The sequence below is a fragment of the Acinetobacter sp. CAU_H_56 genome (genome assembly GCF_058599425.1).
This window is the reverse complement of sequence record NZ_CM178654.1, coordinates 2,803,436-2,818,798: the sequence shown is the minus strand read 5'-3', so window position 1 is coordinate 2,818,798 and position 15,363 is coordinate 2,803,436. Positions and strand designations below refer to the sequence as shown.

Annotated in this window: 13 protein-coding genes and 5 tRNA genes; 17 read left to right on the top strand and 1 reads right to left on the bottom strand. The window is 45.1% G+C overall.

The window, feature by feature from the left end; all coding sequences use genetic code 11:
• The first annotated feature begins 31 nt into the window (after positions 1–31).
• The 16 genes from gspD to rplL all read left to right on the top strand — a co-directional run bounded on the left by gspD (position 32) and on the right by rplL (position 10,871).
• A complete protein-coding gene (gene gspD / locus AC4MCC_RS13300) occupies positions 32–2,284 on the top strand; it encodes a type II secretion system secretin GspD (protein WP_491885434.1) in 2,253 nt (750 codons plus the stop codon).
• A gap of 62 nt (positions 2,285–2,346) precedes the next feature.
• Complete coding sequence (locus AC4MCC_RS13295; protein WP_419365821.1) at positions 2,347–3,006, top strand: FHA domain-containing protein; 660 nt, start codon at positions 2,347–2,349, stop codon at positions 3,004–3,006.
• A 78-nt stretch (positions 3,007–3,084) separates the two neighbouring features.
• Positions 3,085–3,753 (top strand): phosphoglycolate phosphatase, encoded by a 669-nt coding sequence (gene gph, locus AC4MCC_RS13290; protein ID WP_491885433.1) that lies wholly within the window; start codon positions 3,085–3,087, stop codon positions 3,751–3,753.
• A 108-nt stretch (positions 3,754–3,861) separates the two neighbouring features.
• Positions 3,862–5,355: an anthranilate synthase component I gene (trpE, locus tag AC4MCC_RS13285; protein ID WP_284880668.1), complete on the top strand. Its 1,494-nt coding sequence runs from the start codon at positions 3,862–3,864 to the stop codon at positions 5,353–5,355.
• Between the two features lie 98 nt (positions 5,356–5,453).
• Positions 5,454–5,529, top strand: a tRNA-Thr gene (locus tag AC4MCC_RS13280).
• A gap of 55 nt (positions 5,530–5,584) precedes the next feature.
• Positions 5,585–5,668: transfer RNA gene (locus AC4MCC_RS13275), tRNA-Tyr, on the top strand.
• 36 nt (positions 5,669–5,704) lie between these two features.
• Positions 5,705–5,780, top strand: a tRNA-Gly gene (locus tag AC4MCC_RS13270).
• Positions 5,781–5,801: 21 nt separating this feature from the next.
• Positions 5,802–5,876: transfer RNA gene (locus tag AC4MCC_RS13265), tRNA-Thr, on the top strand.
• Between the two features lie 151 nt (positions 5,877–6,027).
• Positions 6,028–7,218 carry an elongation factor Tu gene (gene tuf, locus AC4MCC_RS13260; protein ID WP_491885303.1) on the top strand — a complete coding sequence of 397 codons (1,191 nt, stop codon included), beginning with the start codon at positions 6,028–6,030 and terminating at the stop codon, positions 7,216–7,218.
• 46 nt (positions 7,219–7,264) lie between these two features.
• Positions 7,265–7,340 (top strand) — tRNA-Trp (locus tag AC4MCC_RS13255).
• Between the two features lie 76 nt (positions 7,341–7,416).
• Entirely contained in the window at positions 7,417–7,857 is a 441-nt protein-coding gene (gene secE, locus AC4MCC_RS13250; RefSeq protein ID WP_491885432.1) for a preprotein translocase subunit SecE, read from the top strand.
• 7 nt (positions 7,858–7,864) lie between these two features.
• On the top strand, positions 7,865–8,398 hold the full coding sequence (gene nusG, locus AC4MCC_RS13245) for a transcription termination/antitermination protein NusG (RefSeq protein ID WP_005232530.1): 534 nt from the start codon (positions 7,865–7,867) through the stop codon (positions 8,396–8,398).
• Positions 8,399–8,515: 117 nt separating this feature from the next.
• A complete protein-coding gene (gene rplK, locus AC4MCC_RS13240) occupies positions 8,516–8,944 on the top strand; it encodes a 50S ribosomal protein L11 (RefSeq protein ID WP_004781668.1) in 429 nt (142 codons plus the stop codon).
• Between the two features lie 3 nt (positions 8,945–8,947).
• Positions 8,948–9,643 carry a 50S ribosomal protein L1 gene (gene rplA, locus AC4MCC_RS13235; protein WP_004781669.1) on the top strand — a complete coding sequence of 232 codons (696 nt, stop codon included), beginning with the start codon at positions 8,948–8,950 and terminating at the stop codon, positions 9,641–9,643.
• 304 nt (positions 9,644–9,947) lie between these two features.
• Positions 9,948–10,454 carry a 50S ribosomal protein L10 gene (gene rplJ, locus AC4MCC_RS13230; RefSeq protein WP_491885431.1) on the top strand — a complete coding sequence of 169 codons (507 nt, stop codon included), beginning with the start codon at positions 9,948–9,950 and terminating at the stop codon, positions 10,452–10,454.
• A gap of 48 nt (positions 10,455–10,502) precedes the next feature.
• Positions 10,503–10,871 (top strand): 50S ribosomal protein L7/L12, encoded by a 369-nt coding sequence (rplL, locus tag AC4MCC_RS13225; protein WP_159123444.1) that lies wholly within the window; start codon positions 10,503–10,505, stop codon positions 10,869–10,871.
• 63 nt (positions 10,872–10,934) lie between these two features.
• Here the strand turns inward: rplL and AC4MCC_RS13220 are convergent, their stop codons facing one another.
• Entirely contained in the window at positions 10,935–11,186 is a 252-nt protein-coding gene (locus AC4MCC_RS13220; RefSeq protein ID WP_034170979.1) for a hypothetical protein, read from the bottom strand.
• Here AC4MCC_RS13220 and rpoB point away from each other — a divergent pair.
• Positions 11,180–15,268, top strand: coding sequence for a DNA-directed RNA polymerase subunit beta (rpoB, locus tag AC4MCC_RS13215; RefSeq protein ID WP_004781674.1), 4,089 nt, complete (start codon positions 11,180–11,182; stop codon positions 15,266–15,268). The two genes, AC4MCC_RS13220 and rpoB, sit on opposite strands and share 7 nt — an antisense overlap.
• The last annotated feature ends 95 nt before the right edge of the window (positions 15,269–15,363 follow it).

Sequence of the window (15,363 nt, the reverse complement as noted above, 5' to 3'; positions counted from 1 at the left end):
TCACGCATAGGGTTAGGAAACACAAAAGTTTATGGCTTTATTTAATAATAATCGATCAGCATGGGCATTCTGTGTGGCCGCACCATTGGTTGCTATGGTCAGTACGGCAAGTTATGCGCAAACCTGGAAAATCAATCTCCGGGATGCAGACTTAACCGCATTCATTAATGAAGTGGCGGATATTACCGGTAAAAATTTTGCGGTAGATCCCCGGGTTCGAGGCAATGTCACGGTCATTTCCAACAAGCCACTGAATAAAAATGAAGTCTATGACCTGTTTTTAGGGGTCTTGAATGTCAATGGTGTGGTGGCCATTCCTTCAGGAAATACCATCAAGCTGGTTCCAGACAGCAATGTCAAAAGCTCCGGGATTCCCTATGATGCACGTCATCGTGCGACCGGTGACCAGATTGTCACTCGCGTGATCTGGCTGGAAAATACCAATCCGAATGACCTGATTCCAGCCCTGCGTCCGTTGATGCCACAGTTTGCCCATTTGGCTGCCGTTCCGGGCACTAATGCACTGATTGTGTCGGACCGGGCGACCAATATCTATCAGCTGGAAACCATCATCCGTAATCTGGATGGCACGGGCCAGAATGATATTGAAGCCATTAGCCTGCAATCCAGTCAGGCCGAAGAAATGATCGAGCTGATTGACTCAATGGCAGCAACGGGTGCGGCTAAAGATTTGCGTGGTTCACGGGTGCGGGTCATAGCAGATGTGCGTACCAACCGGATTCTGATTAAGGGTGATCCGGCAACACGCAAGCGCATTCGTCAGATTATTGAAACACTGGATGTACCTGCAGCAGACCGTCTGGGGGGCTTAAAAGTCTTCCGTTTGAAATATGCCAGTGCCAAGAATCTTTCGGAAATTTTGCAGGGACTAGTGACAGGGCAGGCAGTCAATACTGGTTTGGATAATTCTTCTTCCAGCACGTCTTCATATAATTCGACTAATAACCTGAATAACAACAGTACTACTAACTCAAACAGCTCAACCGCATCCAACATTCAGTTAAATACCGGCATGAAAACCGAGCAGGGCGGAATTAGCAGCTTTAATGCCAATGGCGTCAGTATTATTGCGGATGCCACGCAGAATTCTTTGGTGGTTAAAGCAGACCCGCAACTGATGCGTGAAATCGAATCTGCCATTGGTCAGTTAGATGTACGACGTCAACAGGTTCTGATTGAAGCTGCAATTATTGAAGTAGAAGGGACAGATGCGGACCAGTTAGGTGTGCAATGGGCTTTGGGTGATATCAGCAGCGGAATTGGTCTGATCAATTTTGATAATTTTGGCACCAGCCTGAAAAATATTGCAGCGGGTTATCTGACTGGCGGTGGTGCAGGTGCGGCGAGTACTGTCGGTGCAGGCAGTTCATTGGTAATCGGTGATTATCGTGAAGGCAGTGATGGTTCCCGTCGTCTGTATGGCGCGATGATTCAGGCACTCAAAGAAACCACCAAATCCAACCTGTTGTCTACACCGTCGATTGTGACCATGGATAATGAGGAAGCCTATATCGTTGTCGGTGAAAACGTACCCTTTGTTACTGGTTCGGTATCTACGGGTGCGGCAGGAGTGGCCAATCCTTATACCACCATTGAACGTAAGGATGTCGGGGTCACTTTAAAGGTGGTTCCCCATATTGGCGAAGATGGTACGGTACGCCTGGAAGTGGAACAGGAAGTTTCTGATGTCAAAGCCAGTAAAGGGCAGGCGCAGGATCTGGTCACCAGCAAGCGAGCGATCAAAACCTCAATTCTGGCCGAACATGGACAAACCATTGTCCTTGGCGGTCTGATTTCGGATAATACCAGTTATGGACGCCAAGCGGTGCCGGGGCTGGGTGCAATTCCAGGCTTGGGACGTTTATTCCGTTCAGAAGGTAAGTCCAATCAAAAACGTAACTTATTGATCTTTATCCATCCAACCATTGTGGGGGATAAAAATGCAGTGCATAAACTGACCCAGCAACGTTATAGTCAGTTATATAGTCTGCAACTCGCACTCGATTCAGACGGGAACTTTGCCAAATTGCCAGAAAGTGTTGAAGATGTATATCAACAGCGAATTCCGGTATCCAGAACGCCATTGCAAAACTCGACTTATCAAACTGTGCCGACCGCACCGGTTCAGGCGCAACCAGCCAATGTAGTCGTCACGCCAGTAGCAATAGAGCCGGTGATTCAGCGACAAATGGTAGAACCCGTCCAGCAGGTAGAAAAAAGTAAAAATACCGTTACAACAACCACACTTAGACCCAAAAGCTAGGTCATTCGCATTTGCAGACAGCATGTTATGATAATGTCAAAGAGAACAGAGAAGTAACTTTCATGACTTGGAAAATACACGCGATTACAGGCGACTTAACAGGACAGGAAATTAGCATTGACCGTGACATGCTGGTGGGGCGTCATCAGGCTGCGGATATCGTGTTGCAGGCTGCGGAAATTTCCCGTAAACATGCGACATTTTTACTGAAGGATGATGCGCTCTGGGTACAGGATTTGGGTTCATCGAATGGCACTTTCGTCAATGATGTGCAGATTGCGCAGGAAACCTTATTAAAGCAGGATGACATTGTTCAGTTTGCCAGCTTGAAATTTTCAGTACTGGCGCCTGTGGGTGCAGTCGAGGTTCCAGCAGAAATTGAAGCAACGGCAGAAAAAGTCGTGGAACAGGTTGAAGTAGCTGAGCCTACACCTGCACAGCAAATGAATGATCAGGGTATTCCAGAATTGAGAGAGCGTGATGCTTCAGTCAACTTGACCCGTGATGGTATGCCGACCAATGTCGGTATCCCAAAACCTGCGCCTATTGCTGAGGGTGTAGACCTGAGCTCGGTTAAGCCAGAACCTGCACCAATTCCGGTGGAACAGCCTGTTTCTCGTGTAGAGCAGGAAAAAGAAGCACAGAAAAATGCATCTATTGGACTGATTTCATTAATTGTTCTGATTATTTTGGCGATTATCGCTTGGGTGTTGTTTAAATAAGCCCATGATTGGTTACAATCGAGGCATGCATTACGCATGCCTTTTTTATGGCTGCAAATAAAGAAAATGAGGGTCAGGATGTCAATTGCACAACTGGAACAACGTAAGCTGATTTTATTCGATCTGGATGGCACCTTGGTGGATTCAGCCCATGATTTGTATCGGGCCATGAATATGAGCCTGAATGTCTTGCAGCTACCCCTGGTCACTGAGGAGCAGGTACGGGTCTGGATTGGTAAAGGAACGTCCAAGTTCTGTGAAAGCGTACTCCAGCATCTGGTGGGTGAGGTATTACCTGCCCAACATCAGGAATTACTTACGACATTTCTGGAAATTTATAATGCCGATCCTTGTGTGGATACCAAGCCATTTGACGGAATTATCGAGTTTCTGGAATGGGGTAAGGCTAACGACAAAAAACTGATCTGTGTGACCAATAAACCAGAAGAACCGGCACGCAGTATCCTAGATATTCTGGAAATGGCGAAATACTTTGATGACACCATTGGTGGTGATCGCTTTGCCGAGCGTAAGCCAGATCCGCGTCAGTTGTTGCATTGTGTGGAGTATTATGGCGTGACCAAAGAGCAGGTACTGATGATTGGTGATTCGGTCAATGACATCGAAGCTGCGCGCCGTGCGGGTATAGATTGTATTGTAGTCAGCTATGGCTATAATCATGGTGAAAATATAGCAGACTGTGATCCTCAAGAAATTGTCGATGATCTACGTGAATTGCTTGCTTAAATAGGGTACGAAGGAAATAAGATGAATAGTTATAAGGTTTTTCGATGGCGTCGCTCAGTTCAATTCCATTTTCATACTGAGTAACCCCAATTTAAAGAGAAAAACCGAATGACAACTTCAGCTCAATTCCAGCAACTTGCATCTCAAGGCTACAACCTGATTCCTGTATACCGCCAGCGTCTGGCCGATACAGATACTCCTTTATCTATCTTTGCCCGTCTGAAACAACATCAACAGGCTTATCTGTTCGAATCTGTCGAAGGGGGAGAGAACTGGGCGCGCTATTCAATTATCGGTCTAGGTGAATCGACTGTATTCTCCTGTAATGCGGGTGAACTGACTGTTCAGCATCCAGATGGCTCTATTGAAAAACAGCACTGTGCCGATCCATTCCAGTATATCCGAGACTTTCAGGCACAGTTTAAAGTACCGACTCAGGCAGAACTTCCAGCCTTACCAAGCTTTACCGGTGGTCTTGTCGGTTACTTTGGTTATGACTCAGTACGTTATATCGAACCTAAGCTAAAAAATGTGCCTGAAGCTGATCCGGTAGGCTTGCCAGATATCTGGATGATGCTGTCCAAAACCGTCATCGTATTCGATAACCTGAAAGATACCCTGTTCCTGATTGTACATGCCGATGCAGCTGATCCGGCAGCTTATGAGAAAGCGCAGCAGCAGCTGGATGAGCTGGAAAATATTCTGGCGACACCGGTAAGCCTGAAAGCAGAAAAACATACAGCACCGCATTTTGAGTCTTTAACTGGACATGACAACTTTATTGCCTCTATTGAAAAGGTAAAAGAGTACATCCGTGCCGGAGATGTGATGCAGGTGGTGCCAGGCCATCGTATGGTTTCTGATTTCGATGGTGAGCCTTTACAGGTCTATCGCGCATTACGTCACCTTAATCCATCGCCTTATTTGTTCCTGGTACAAGGGCAAACCCTAGAAAACAATACGCCGTTCCATATTGTGGGTTCTTCGCCTGAAATTCTGTCACGTCTGGAAAATGGCATTGCGACTGTTCGTCCACTGGCGGGTACGCGTCCACGTGGCAAGACCAAAGAAGAAGATCTGGCGCTGGAAAAAGATTTGCTGTCTGATGAAAAAGAAATTGCCGAGCACTTAATGCTGATTGACCTGGGCCGAAATGATGTCGGTCGTGTATCCAAAATCGGTAAAGTACAAGTCACTGATCAAATGGTGATCGAACGTTACTCGCATGTGATGCACATTGTGTCGAATGTACAAGGTGAAGTACGTGATGATGTCGATGCACTGGATGTTTTTAAGGCAACTTTCCCTGCGGGAACACTTTCTGGTGCGCCAAAAATTCGTGCCATGGAAATTATTGACGAAGTTGAGCCAGTAAAACGCGGAATTTTTGGCGGCGCTGTTGGTTATTTAGGCTGGCATGGTGAAATGGACATGTCGATTGCCATTCGTACCTGCGTGATTCGTGAAAATAAGGTCTATGTTCAGGCGGGAGCAGGGCTGGTTGCGGACTCAAATCCTGAGTCAGAATGGAATGAAACCCAAATAAAAGCTCGCGCAGTGATCAAAGCGGTTGAATTATCATCAAACGGATTGATTTTGTGAGTTTTTGGCGTTTTTTTTGAAAAAAACACTTGCATGGATTCTGAGTTTTGCTAAACTGCACACCGTTCCGATACGAAACGTACGAAACACTAAGAAACGCCGGCATAGCTCAGTTGGTAGAGCAACTGACTTGTAATCAGTAGGTCCACAGTTCGAATCCGTGTGCCGGCACCATCTTAGAGAGTTTGGAGTGCGAAGTAAAGAACGACACTGATGTAAGTGTAAAAATGGTGAGGTTCCCGAGCGGTCAAAGGGGGCGGACTGTAACTCCGCTACGAAAGTTTCGAAGGTTCGAATCCTTCCCTCACCACCAATTTTAAGACTTCAAAGTGGTAAGTACCAACATCGTGCGGGAGTAGCTCAGTTGGTAGAGCGGCAGCCTTCCAAGCTGCATGTCGCGAGTTCGATCCTCGTCTCCCGCTCCATTGTTTGAAGTGCTAATATTTGCTCTTATAGCTCAGTGGTAGAGCACTCCCTTGGTAAGGGAGAGGTCTCGAGTTCAAATCTCGATAAGAGCTCCAGATTACAGTTTGGCAACGTGGTTGCAAAAATATTTCAAAAGCAGGCTATTTAGTCTGCTTTTCAAGTATTTGGTGTTTGGTTTTTTTTAAACGATATGTCGGAGCTGGGTTTTACTCAGAATTGTGTTCGACGTAAACGAGGAAGATTAACATGGCTAAGGCTAAGTTTGAACGTAATAAGCCACACGTTAACGTGGGCACAATCGGTCACGTTGACCATGGTAAAACAACTTTAACAGCTGCGATTGCAACTGTATGTGCTAAAACATTCGGTGGTGAAGCGAAAGACTACGCTGCAATCGACTCTGCACCAGAAGAAAAAGCACGTGGTATTACAATTAATACTTCACACGTAGAATACGATTCTCCAACTCGTCACTACGCTCACGTAGACTGCCCGGGCCACGCCGATTATGTTAAAAACATGATTACTGGTGCTGCTCAGATGGACGGCGCGATCCTTGTATGTGCTGCGACTGACGGTCCAATGCCACAAACTCGTGAACACATCCTGCTTTCTCGTCAGGTAGGTGTACCTTACATCGTTGTATTCTTGAACAAATGCGACCTTGTAGACGACGAAGAGCTTCTTGAACTGGTTGAAATGGAAGTTCGTGAACTTCTTTCTACTTACGACTTCCCAGGTGATGACACTCCTGTAATCCGTGGTTCAGCACTTGCTGCACTTAACGGTGAAGCTGGTCAATACGGCGAACCAGCTGTAGTAGCACTTGTTGAAGCGCTTGACTCTTACATCCCAGAACCAGAACGTGCAATCGACCAAGCATTCTTGATGCCAATCGAAGACGTATTCTCAATTTCTGGTCGTGGTACAGTTGTAACTGGCCGTGTTGAAACTGGTATCATCAAAGTTGGTGAAGAAGTTGAAATCGTGGGTATCAAAGACACAGTTAAGACTACTGTAACTGGCGTTGAAATGTTCCGTAAACTTCTTGACGAAGGCCGTGCTGGTGAGAACTGTGGTATCTTGCTTCGTGGTACTAAACGTGAAGACGTACAACGTGGTCAAGTACTTGCTAAACCAGGTTCTATCAAACCGCACACTAAATTCGATGCAGAAGTATACGTACTTTCTAAAGACGAAGGTGGTCGTCACACTCCATTCCTTAACGGTTACCGTCCACAGTTCTACTTCCGTACAACTGACGTAACTGGCGCGATTTCTTTGAAAGAAGGCGTTGAAATGGTTATGCCTGGTGACAACGTAGAAATGTCAGTAGAACTAATCCACCCAATCGCAATGGACCCAGGTCTACGTTTTGCGATCCGTGAAGGTGGTCGTACAGTTGGTGCTGGTGTAGTTGCTAAAGTAACTGCATAATCATAGAATAGAAAATAAGCTGGAGTTTCGGCTCCAGTTTATCTACAGGCCAGTAGTTCAATTGGTAGAGCGTCGGTCTCCAAAACCGAATGTTGGGGGTTCGAGTCCCTCCTGGCCTGCCAAGTTTTTTTCAAAAGACGCTTGATGTCGGCAAAACTGGTCATATAATAAGTCGCGAAACCTACGACGAGTACAAAAATGTCGAATGATAAATCACGCGACGCATTAAGCGAAGCGGCAATTCCTCAAAGAAATAATCCTGCTGTAGATGTAAGTTCTGGTTCTCCATTAGACATTGTTCTATGGGTTATCGCCTTGATTTTATTGGTCGGTGCTATGATGGTAAACCAATATTTACCTGCATACTGGGCGCCTGCGAATGATATTTGGGTGCGCATTGGGGTAATTTTGGCTTGTATCGTTGTGGCATTCGGTTTATTATACGCCACCCATCAAGGCAAAGGCTTTGTTCGTCTTCTTAAAGATGCACGAATCGAGTTACGTCGAGTGACCTGGCCTACCAAACAAGAGACTGTGACCACATCTTGGCAAGTCCTTGCTGTTGTAGTAATTGCAGCCATTGTTCTATGGTGCTTTGACTATGTTTTAGGCTGGTTAATGAAGTTTATTATCGGGTAAGAGAGCTATGAAACGTTGGTACATTATTCATGCCTATTCAGGTTATGAAAAACAAGTGATGCGTTCGCTTAATGATCGAATCCAGCGTAGCGCTGTTGCCGATAGCTTTGGTGAAGTCCTTGTTCCTACCGAAGAAGTGGTAGAAATGAAGGATGGCAAGAAGCGTAAATCAGAGCGTAAGTTCTTTCCTGGCTATGTATTAGTCGAAATGGAAATGAACGATGACACTTGGCACATCGTGAAAGAGTGTCCAAAAGTGCTTGGTTTTATTGGTGGTACGGCTGAAAAACCGGCTCCAATTACGCAAAAAGAAGCTGATGCAATCCTTGCACGTGTACGCAATACTGGTGAAGCACCGCGTCCTAAGACCATGTTTGAACCAGGCGAAGAATTACTCGTAATTGACGGTCCATTCACTGACTTTAAAGGTGTGGTGGAAGAAGTACTTTACGACAAGTCACGCTTAACGCTGACCATTAACGTATTTAACCGACCAACTCAGGTTGAACTGGAATTTCGTCAAGTCGAAAAAACAGTTTAATTTGTTCGGGTTGAAAACGCCTGATTTGCGTGCAAATCAGGCATTGTTGTTGTAACGGTATCGTTACTTGAAATCATTGGGGAGCCTAGCGGCGTTTGCACCCAGAGGTAATTTGAAATGGCTAAGAAGATTGACGGCTATATCAAGCTGCAAGTTCCAGCTGGTAAAGCGAATCCATCTCCACCGATTGGTCCTGCACTAGGTCAACGTGGTGTTAACATCATGGCATTCTGTAAAGAATTCAATGCTGCTACACAAAAAGTTGAAGCTGGTCTGCCAATTCCAGTCGTGATCACTGTGTACAACGACAAGTCGTTCACATTCATCATGAAAACTCCACCTGCTGCTGTTCTTCTTAAGAAAGCTGCTGGTATCCAAAAGGGTTCTTCTGTACCTAACAAAACTAAAGTTGGTAAGTTGACTCGTGCTCAATTGGAAGAAATCGCGACTACTAAAGAACCAGACTTAACTGGTGCTGATTTAGACGCGCGTGTACGTACCATCGCTGGTTCTGCACGTTCTATGGGCTTGGAAGTGGAGCTATAAGACATGGCAAAGTTAACTAAACGTCAAAAAGCCATCGCTGCTGCTGTAGAAGCACAAAAAGTTTACACTTTAGAAGAAGCTGTAGAAGTTCTTACTAGCCTTCCAGCTGCGAAATTCAAAGAATCTTTGGACATCGCTGTAAACCTAGGTGTTGACCCTCGTAAATCTGATCAGGTTGTTCGTGGCGCGACTACTCTTCCTGCAGGTACTGGTAAAACTGTACGCGTAGCTGTATTTGCTCAAGGCGCTGCTGCCGAAGCTGCGAAAGAAGCTGGTGCAGACGTTGTTGGTTTCGACGATCTTGCTGAAAGTATCCAAGGCGGAAACCTTGACTTCGACGTAGTGATTGCTGCTCCTGATGCAATGCGCGTTGTTGGTAAACTGGGTACGATTCTTGGTCCACGTGGCTTAATGCCAAACCCTAAAGTGGGTACTGTAACTCCTGACGTTGCGACTGCAGTTAAAAATGCAAAAGCTGGTCAAGCGCGTTACCGTGTAGACAAAGCAGGTATTATCCACGCTGCGATCGGTCAAGTAGGTTTCTCTGCTGAAGCTGTTCGTCAAAACGTTGAAGCTCTTGTAGCTGACCTTAAGAAAGCAAAACCTGCTACTTCTAAAGGTGTTTACATCCAAAAGATCACTCTAAGCTCTACTATGGGTCCTGGTCTGATCGTTGATGTAGCAAACGTTTCTAAATAAGTTTTAAACTTATACAGAATTTTAAAGCCCTGAGTAAGTTTTAAAGCACTGCTTTAAAACTTACGCAAGAAGAAACCGGTTTCGGACTACTTGCGAACTTAGGCAAACTTTGAATTGGTAAATGAGAATTTATCAGCGTCAAAGACCTCAGGCGAGGGGAGTTTTATGCTTTCCTCTTAATACTCCAGCCTGCGTAGACGCGGTGGTGTGATTTACTTCCTCCTCCGCGTGTAAATTCAGTGATGAATTTACGAATTGGGAGTGCATTCCTTGAATGCATAAATCACCGTTAGGAGGTTTTACAATGGCTCTTCTTATCGAAGGCAAAAAACAGATCGTAGCGGAAGTAAGTGAAATTGCTTCTACTGCATTTGCTGCTGTTGTTGCTGACTACCAAGGTTTAACCGTTGAGCAATTAACTGCTCTACGTGTTGAAGCTCGTAAACTGGGTGTTGCTACACGTGTTGTACGTAATACTCTGGCTAAACGCGCTCTTCAAGATACTCAATTCAATATCTTGAACGATGACCTTGTTGGCCCAACAATCTTAGCTTTCTCAACTTCTGAAGACGACATGGGTGCTGCTGCTCGTTTGTTCGAAGAATTTGCAAAATCTAACAAAGCATTTGAGCTTAAAGCTGCTGCATTTGATGGCAAGCTTTACAAAGGTGCTGAAGTTAGCGTGATCGCAAACCTTCCGAACCAAGAAAAAGCGCTTACTATGCTTGCAAACGTTCTTCAAGCTCCTATTTCGAAACTGGGTCGCCTTATTACTGCGCTCAAAGAGAAAAACGAGTCAGAAGCTGCTTAAGCAAAAACATATTTCCACACCATTCAATTTCCATTTGGAGTTATTCTCATGGCTTTAACTAACGAAGAAATCCTAAACGCAGTTGCAGAAAAAACTGTTCTTGAACTTGTTGAACTAATCTCTGCTTTCGAAGAGAAATTCAACGTATCTGCTGCTGCTGTAGCTGTTGCGGCTGCTCCTGGCGCTGCTGCTGCTGCTGAAGAACAATCAGAATTCAACGTTGAGTTGACTTCTTTCGGTGGTAACAAAGTTGCTGTAATTAAAGCAGTTCGTGAAGCTACTGGTCTTGGCTTGAAAGAAGCTAAAGACATGGTTGAAGGCGCACCTACAGTTCTTAAAGAAGGCGTTTCTAAAGAAGAAGGCGAAGAGCTTAAGAAAAAACTTGAAGAAGCTGGTGCTACAGTTACTCTTAAGTAATTTCTTAAAGGAGCCGGTTTTTTTATAATCGGCTCCAAAAATTGGCTGATGGCTCTTGGGTCATCAGCCTTTTTGCGTTACAATAATCGGCTCGATTTTTGTTTGCATGATATAAAATTCATACAAATTAAAAATAAACATAATGAACAAACGCTTACCAATATTTTTCATTAAAAAAATATTGTTAAGCGTTTTAATACCACTAAAAATTGCAGCATTTGTAAAGAGTGGTGGCCATATCGGCCAGCGTAATTCCTTCTGAGCCCGTTCTGCAGGCGGGCTTGGTTTACACTTTCCGAGGACTCCAGATGGCATACTCATATACCGAAAAGAAACGGATCCGTAAGAATTTTGGTAAATTGCCTAGCGTCATGGATGCTCCGTACCTGCTCGCGATTCAAGTCGACTCGTACAGAACATTCTTACAAGATGGCAAATCACCAAAAAACCGCGAAGATATCGGTCTCCAAGCCGCATTTCGTTCAGTTTTTCCTATTGAAAGTTATTCTGGCAATGCTGCTTTAGAATTCGTTGAGTATAGTCTTGGTAAGCCTGAGTTTGATGTACGCGAATGTATCCTTCGTGGCTCAACTTATGCAGCACCAATGCGCGTAAAAATTCGTTTGATCCTGAAAGATCGCGAAACTAAATCAATCAAAGACGTACGTGAACAAGAAGTCTACATGGGCGAAATGCCGCTTATGACAGACAACGGTACTTTCGTAATTAACGGTACCGAGCGTGTAATCGTATCGCAATTGCACCGTTCACCGGGCGTATTCTTTGACCACGATAAAGGCAAGACTCACTCAAGCGGTAAAGTCCTTTATTCAGCACGTATCATTCCTTACCGTGGTTCATGGTTAGACTTTGAATTCGATGCCAAAGACCTGGTCTACGTACGTATTGACCGTCGTCGTAAATTGCTTGCGACTGTGGTTCTTCGTGCGCTGGGTTATGCCAACGAACAAATTCTCGACATGTTCTACGAGAAAGTACCTGTGTATCTGGACATGGGTAGCTACCAAATTGACCTTGTTCCAGAGCGCCTGCGCGGCGAAATGGCACAGTTCGACATTGCTGACAAAGACGGCAAAGTCATTGTTGAACAAGGTAAACGTATTAACGCACGTCATGTACGTCAAATGGAAGCATCTGGTCTTGAGAAGCTTTCTGTTCCTGATGAGTACCTGTACGAACGTATCACTGCTGAAGACATCCCACTGAAAGATGGTGATGTGATTGCAGCCAATACTGTTCTAAGCCATGAAATCATGGTGAAAATTGCAGAAGGTGGCGTGAAACAGTTCAACATCCTGTTCACTAACGATATCGACCGTGGTCCATTCATTGCGGATACATTACGTGCTGATACCACAGTAAGCCGTGATGAAGCGCTTGTAGAAATCTACAAAGTCATGCGTCCAGGTGAGCCACCAACAAAAGAAGCTGCTGAGAACCTGTTCAATAACCTGTTCTTCTCTTCTGAGCGTTATGATCTGTCTCCAGTGGGTCGTATGAAGTTCAACCGTCGTTTGGGTCGTCCTTACGAAGTGGGTACTGATCAGAAGTCACGTGAAGTTGAAGGCATTCTCTCGAATGAAGATATCACTGATGTATTAAAAACATTAGTAGAAATCCGTAACGGTAAAGGTGAAGTCGACGATATCGATCACTTGGGTAACCGTCGTGTTCGTTCTGTGGGTGAAATGACCGAGAACCAATTCCGTGTAGGTCTGGTTCGTGTAGAGCGTGCTGTTAAAGAACGTCTGTCTCAAGCTGAAACTGATAATCTGTCTCCGCAAGACCTGATCAATGCGAAGCCAGTGGCTGCTGCAATCAAAGAATTCTTTGGTTCAAGTCAGTTGTCTCAGTTCATGGACCAAAACAACCCGTTGTCTGAAATTACACACAAACGTCGTGTATCAGCACTTGGGCCTGGTGGTTTGACTCGTGAACGTGCGGGCTTCGAAGTACGTGACGTACATCAAACTCACTATGGTCGTGTATGTCCAATTGAGACTCCTGAGGGTCCAAACATTGGTTTGATCAACTCGCTATCTGTTTACGCAAAATGTAACAACTTCGGTTTCCTGGAAACTCCATACCGTAAAGTGGTTGATGGTCGCGTAACTGATGACGTTGAATACCTATCTGCGATTGAAGAAGTAGGTACTGTGATTGCACAGGCCGACTCTGCAGTAGATAAAGATGGCAACCTGTCTGAAGAATTCGTTTCTGTACGTCACCAAGGTGAATTCGTACGTATGCCTCCTGAAAAAGTGACGCATATGGACGTATCTGCTCAGCAGGTTGTATCTGTAGCAGCATCACTGATTCCGTTCCTTGAGCACGATGACGCCAACCGTGCATTGATGGGTTCGAACATGCAACGTCAGGCTGTTCCTACGTTAATTGCTGATAAACCACTGGTTGGTACCGGTATGGAAGCGAACGTAGCACATGACTCTGGTGTATGTGTAATCGCGAAACGTGGTGGTCGTATTGAATTTGTTGACGCTTCGCGTGTCGTGATTCGTGTCAACGAAGACGAAATGGTTGCAGGCGAAGCAGGTGTAGATATCTATAACCTGATCAAATACACACGTTCTAACCAAAACACTTGTATCAACCAGAAAGTTCTTGTGAACCTGGGCGATAAAGTAGGTCGTGGTGACGTTCTGGCTGACGGTCCATCAACTGATGGCGGTGAGCTTGCGCTTGGTCAAAACATGCGTGTAGCGTTCATGACCTGGAATGGTTACAACTACGAAGACTCGATCTTGTTATCTGAGCGTGTTCTTCAAGAAGACCGTTTAACGTCTATTCACATCCAAGAACTTTCATGTGTTGCACGTGATACCAAATTGGGTGCTGAAGAAATTACTGCCGATATTCCGAACGTGGGTGAAGCAGCGCTTTCTAAACTGGACGAGTCAGGTATCGTTTACATCGGTGCTGAAGTGACTGCGGGTGACATCCTGGTAGGTAAAGTAACGCCTAAAGGTGAAACTCAGTTAACTCCTGAAGAAAAACTGCTTCGTGCAATCTTCGGTGAAAAAGCGGCTGATGTAAAAGATTCTTCTTTACGTGTTCCATCGGGTACTAAAGGTACTGTGATCGACGTTCAAGTGTTTACACGTGACGGTCTTGAGAAAGACGAACGTGCTCAGGCAATTGAAAAAGCTCAGCTGGATGCTTACCGTAAAGACTTGAAAGAAGAATACAAAATCTTCGAAGAAGCAGCACGTGAACGTATTGTACGTCTGTTGAAAGGTCAGGAATCTAACGGTGGCGGTACTACTAAACGCGGTGACAAACTGTCTGAAGAATTGTTATCTGGTTTAGAGCTGGTTGATCTGCTTGATATCCAACCAAGTGATGAAGCAATTGCTGAACGTTTAACTCAAATTCAAGTGTTCCTGAAAGAGAAGAGCCTTGAAATTGATGAGAAATTTGCTGAGAAAAAACGCAAACTTTCTACAGGTGACGAACTGACAACTGGCGTATTGAAAGTTGTTAAGGTTTACCTGGCCGTTAAACGTCGTATCCAGCCTGGTGATAAGATGGCAGGTCGTCACGGTAACAAGGGTGTAGTTTCTAACATCCTGCCTGTTGAAGACATGCCGCACGATGCCAATGGTGTACCAGTAGATATCGTACTGAACCCGCTCGGTGTACCATCACGTATGAACGTGGGTCAGATTCTGGAAACTCACTTGGGTATGGCTGCTAAAGGTCTTGGCGATCAAATCGACAAGATGCTGAAAGAACAGCGTACAGTTCTTGAACTGCGTGATTTCCTAGACAAGATTTATAATAAGGTTGGCGGTCAGCAAGAAGATCTTGACAGCCTGACTGATGAAGAAATCTTGAAACTGTCTGGTAACCTGCGTAAAGGTGTTCCTCTGGCAACTCCAGTATTTGATGGTGCTGAAGAAGGTCAGATCAAAGAATTACTTGAGCTTGCTGGCTTGTCACGTACGGGTCAAACTGTATTGTACGATGGCCGTACTGGTGAACGTTTCGACCGTCCTGTAACTGTAGGTTACATGTACATGCTGAAACTGAACCACTTGGTTGACGACAAGATGCATGCGCGTTCTACTGGTTCTTACTCTCTAGTAACGCAACAGCCGCTTGGTGGTAAAGCACAATTCGGTGGTCAGCGTTTCGGTGAGATGGAAGTCTGGGCACTAGAAGCATACGGTGCAGCATATACGCTTCAAGAAATGCTTACTGTGAAGTCGGATGACGTTGAAGGCCGTACCCGTATCTATAAGAACATTGTAGATGGTAACCATTATATGGACCCAGGTATGCCTGAATCGTTCAACGTATTGACCAAAGAGATCCGTTCTTTAGGTATCAACATTGAACTGAAAAATGGTGACTAATTAATCCCCCTGGCCCCCTTTTTCAAAGGGGGAGTTCCCCTCTTTAGTAAAGAGGGGTTAGGGGAGATTCCAAATTTCAGTTAAAAAACAATATT

Excerpts from the sequence above, each read along its gene's own strand:
- gspD (WP_491885434.1), top strand. The coding sequence starts at position 32 with ATGGCTTTATTTAATAATAATCGATCAGCATGGGCATTCTGTGTGGCC.
- AC4MCC_RS13295 (WP_419365821.1), top strand. The coding sequence starts at position 2,347 with ATGACTTGGAAAATACACGCGATTACAGGCGACTTAACAGGACAGGAA.
- gph (WP_491885433.1), top strand. The coding sequence starts at position 3,085 with ATGTCAATTGCACAACTGGAACAACGTAAGCTGATTTTATTCGATCTG.
- trpE (WP_284880668.1), top strand. The coding sequence starts at position 3,862 with ATGACAACTTCAGCTCAATTCCAGCAACTTGCATCTCAAGGCTACAAC.
- tuf (WP_491885303.1), top strand. The coding sequence starts at position 6,028 with ATGGCTAAGGCTAAGTTTGAACGTAATAAGCCACACGTTAACGTGGGC.
- secE (WP_491885432.1), top strand. The coding sequence starts at position 7,417 with ATGTCGAATGATAAATCACGCGACGCATTAAGCGAAGCGGCAATTCCT.
- nusG (WP_005232530.1), top strand. The coding sequence starts at position 7,865 with ATGAAACGTTGGTACATTATTCATGCCTATTCAGGTTATGAAAAACAA.
- rplK (WP_004781668.1), top strand. The coding sequence starts at position 8,516 with ATGGCTAAGAAGATTGACGGCTATATCAAGCTGCAAGTTCCAGCTGGT.
- rplA (WP_004781669.1), top strand. The coding sequence starts at position 8,948 with ATGGCAAAGTTAACTAAACGTCAAAAAGCCATCGCTGCTGCTGTAGAA.
- rplJ (WP_491885431.1), top strand. The coding sequence starts at position 9,948 with ATGGCTCTTCTTATCGAAGGCAAAAAACAGATCGTAGCGGAAGTAAGT.
- rplL (WP_159123444.1), top strand. The coding sequence starts at position 10,503 with ATGGCTTTAACTAACGAAGAAATCCTAAACGCAGTTGCAGAAAAAACT.
- rpoB (WP_004781674.1), top strand. The coding sequence starts at position 11,180 with ATGGCATACTCATATACCGAAAAGAAACGGATCCGTAAGAATTTTGGT.
- AC4MCC_RS13220 (WP_034170979.1), bottom strand. The coding sequence starts at position 11,186 with ATGCCATCTGGAGTCCTCGGAAAGTGTAAACCAAGCCCGCCTGCAGAA.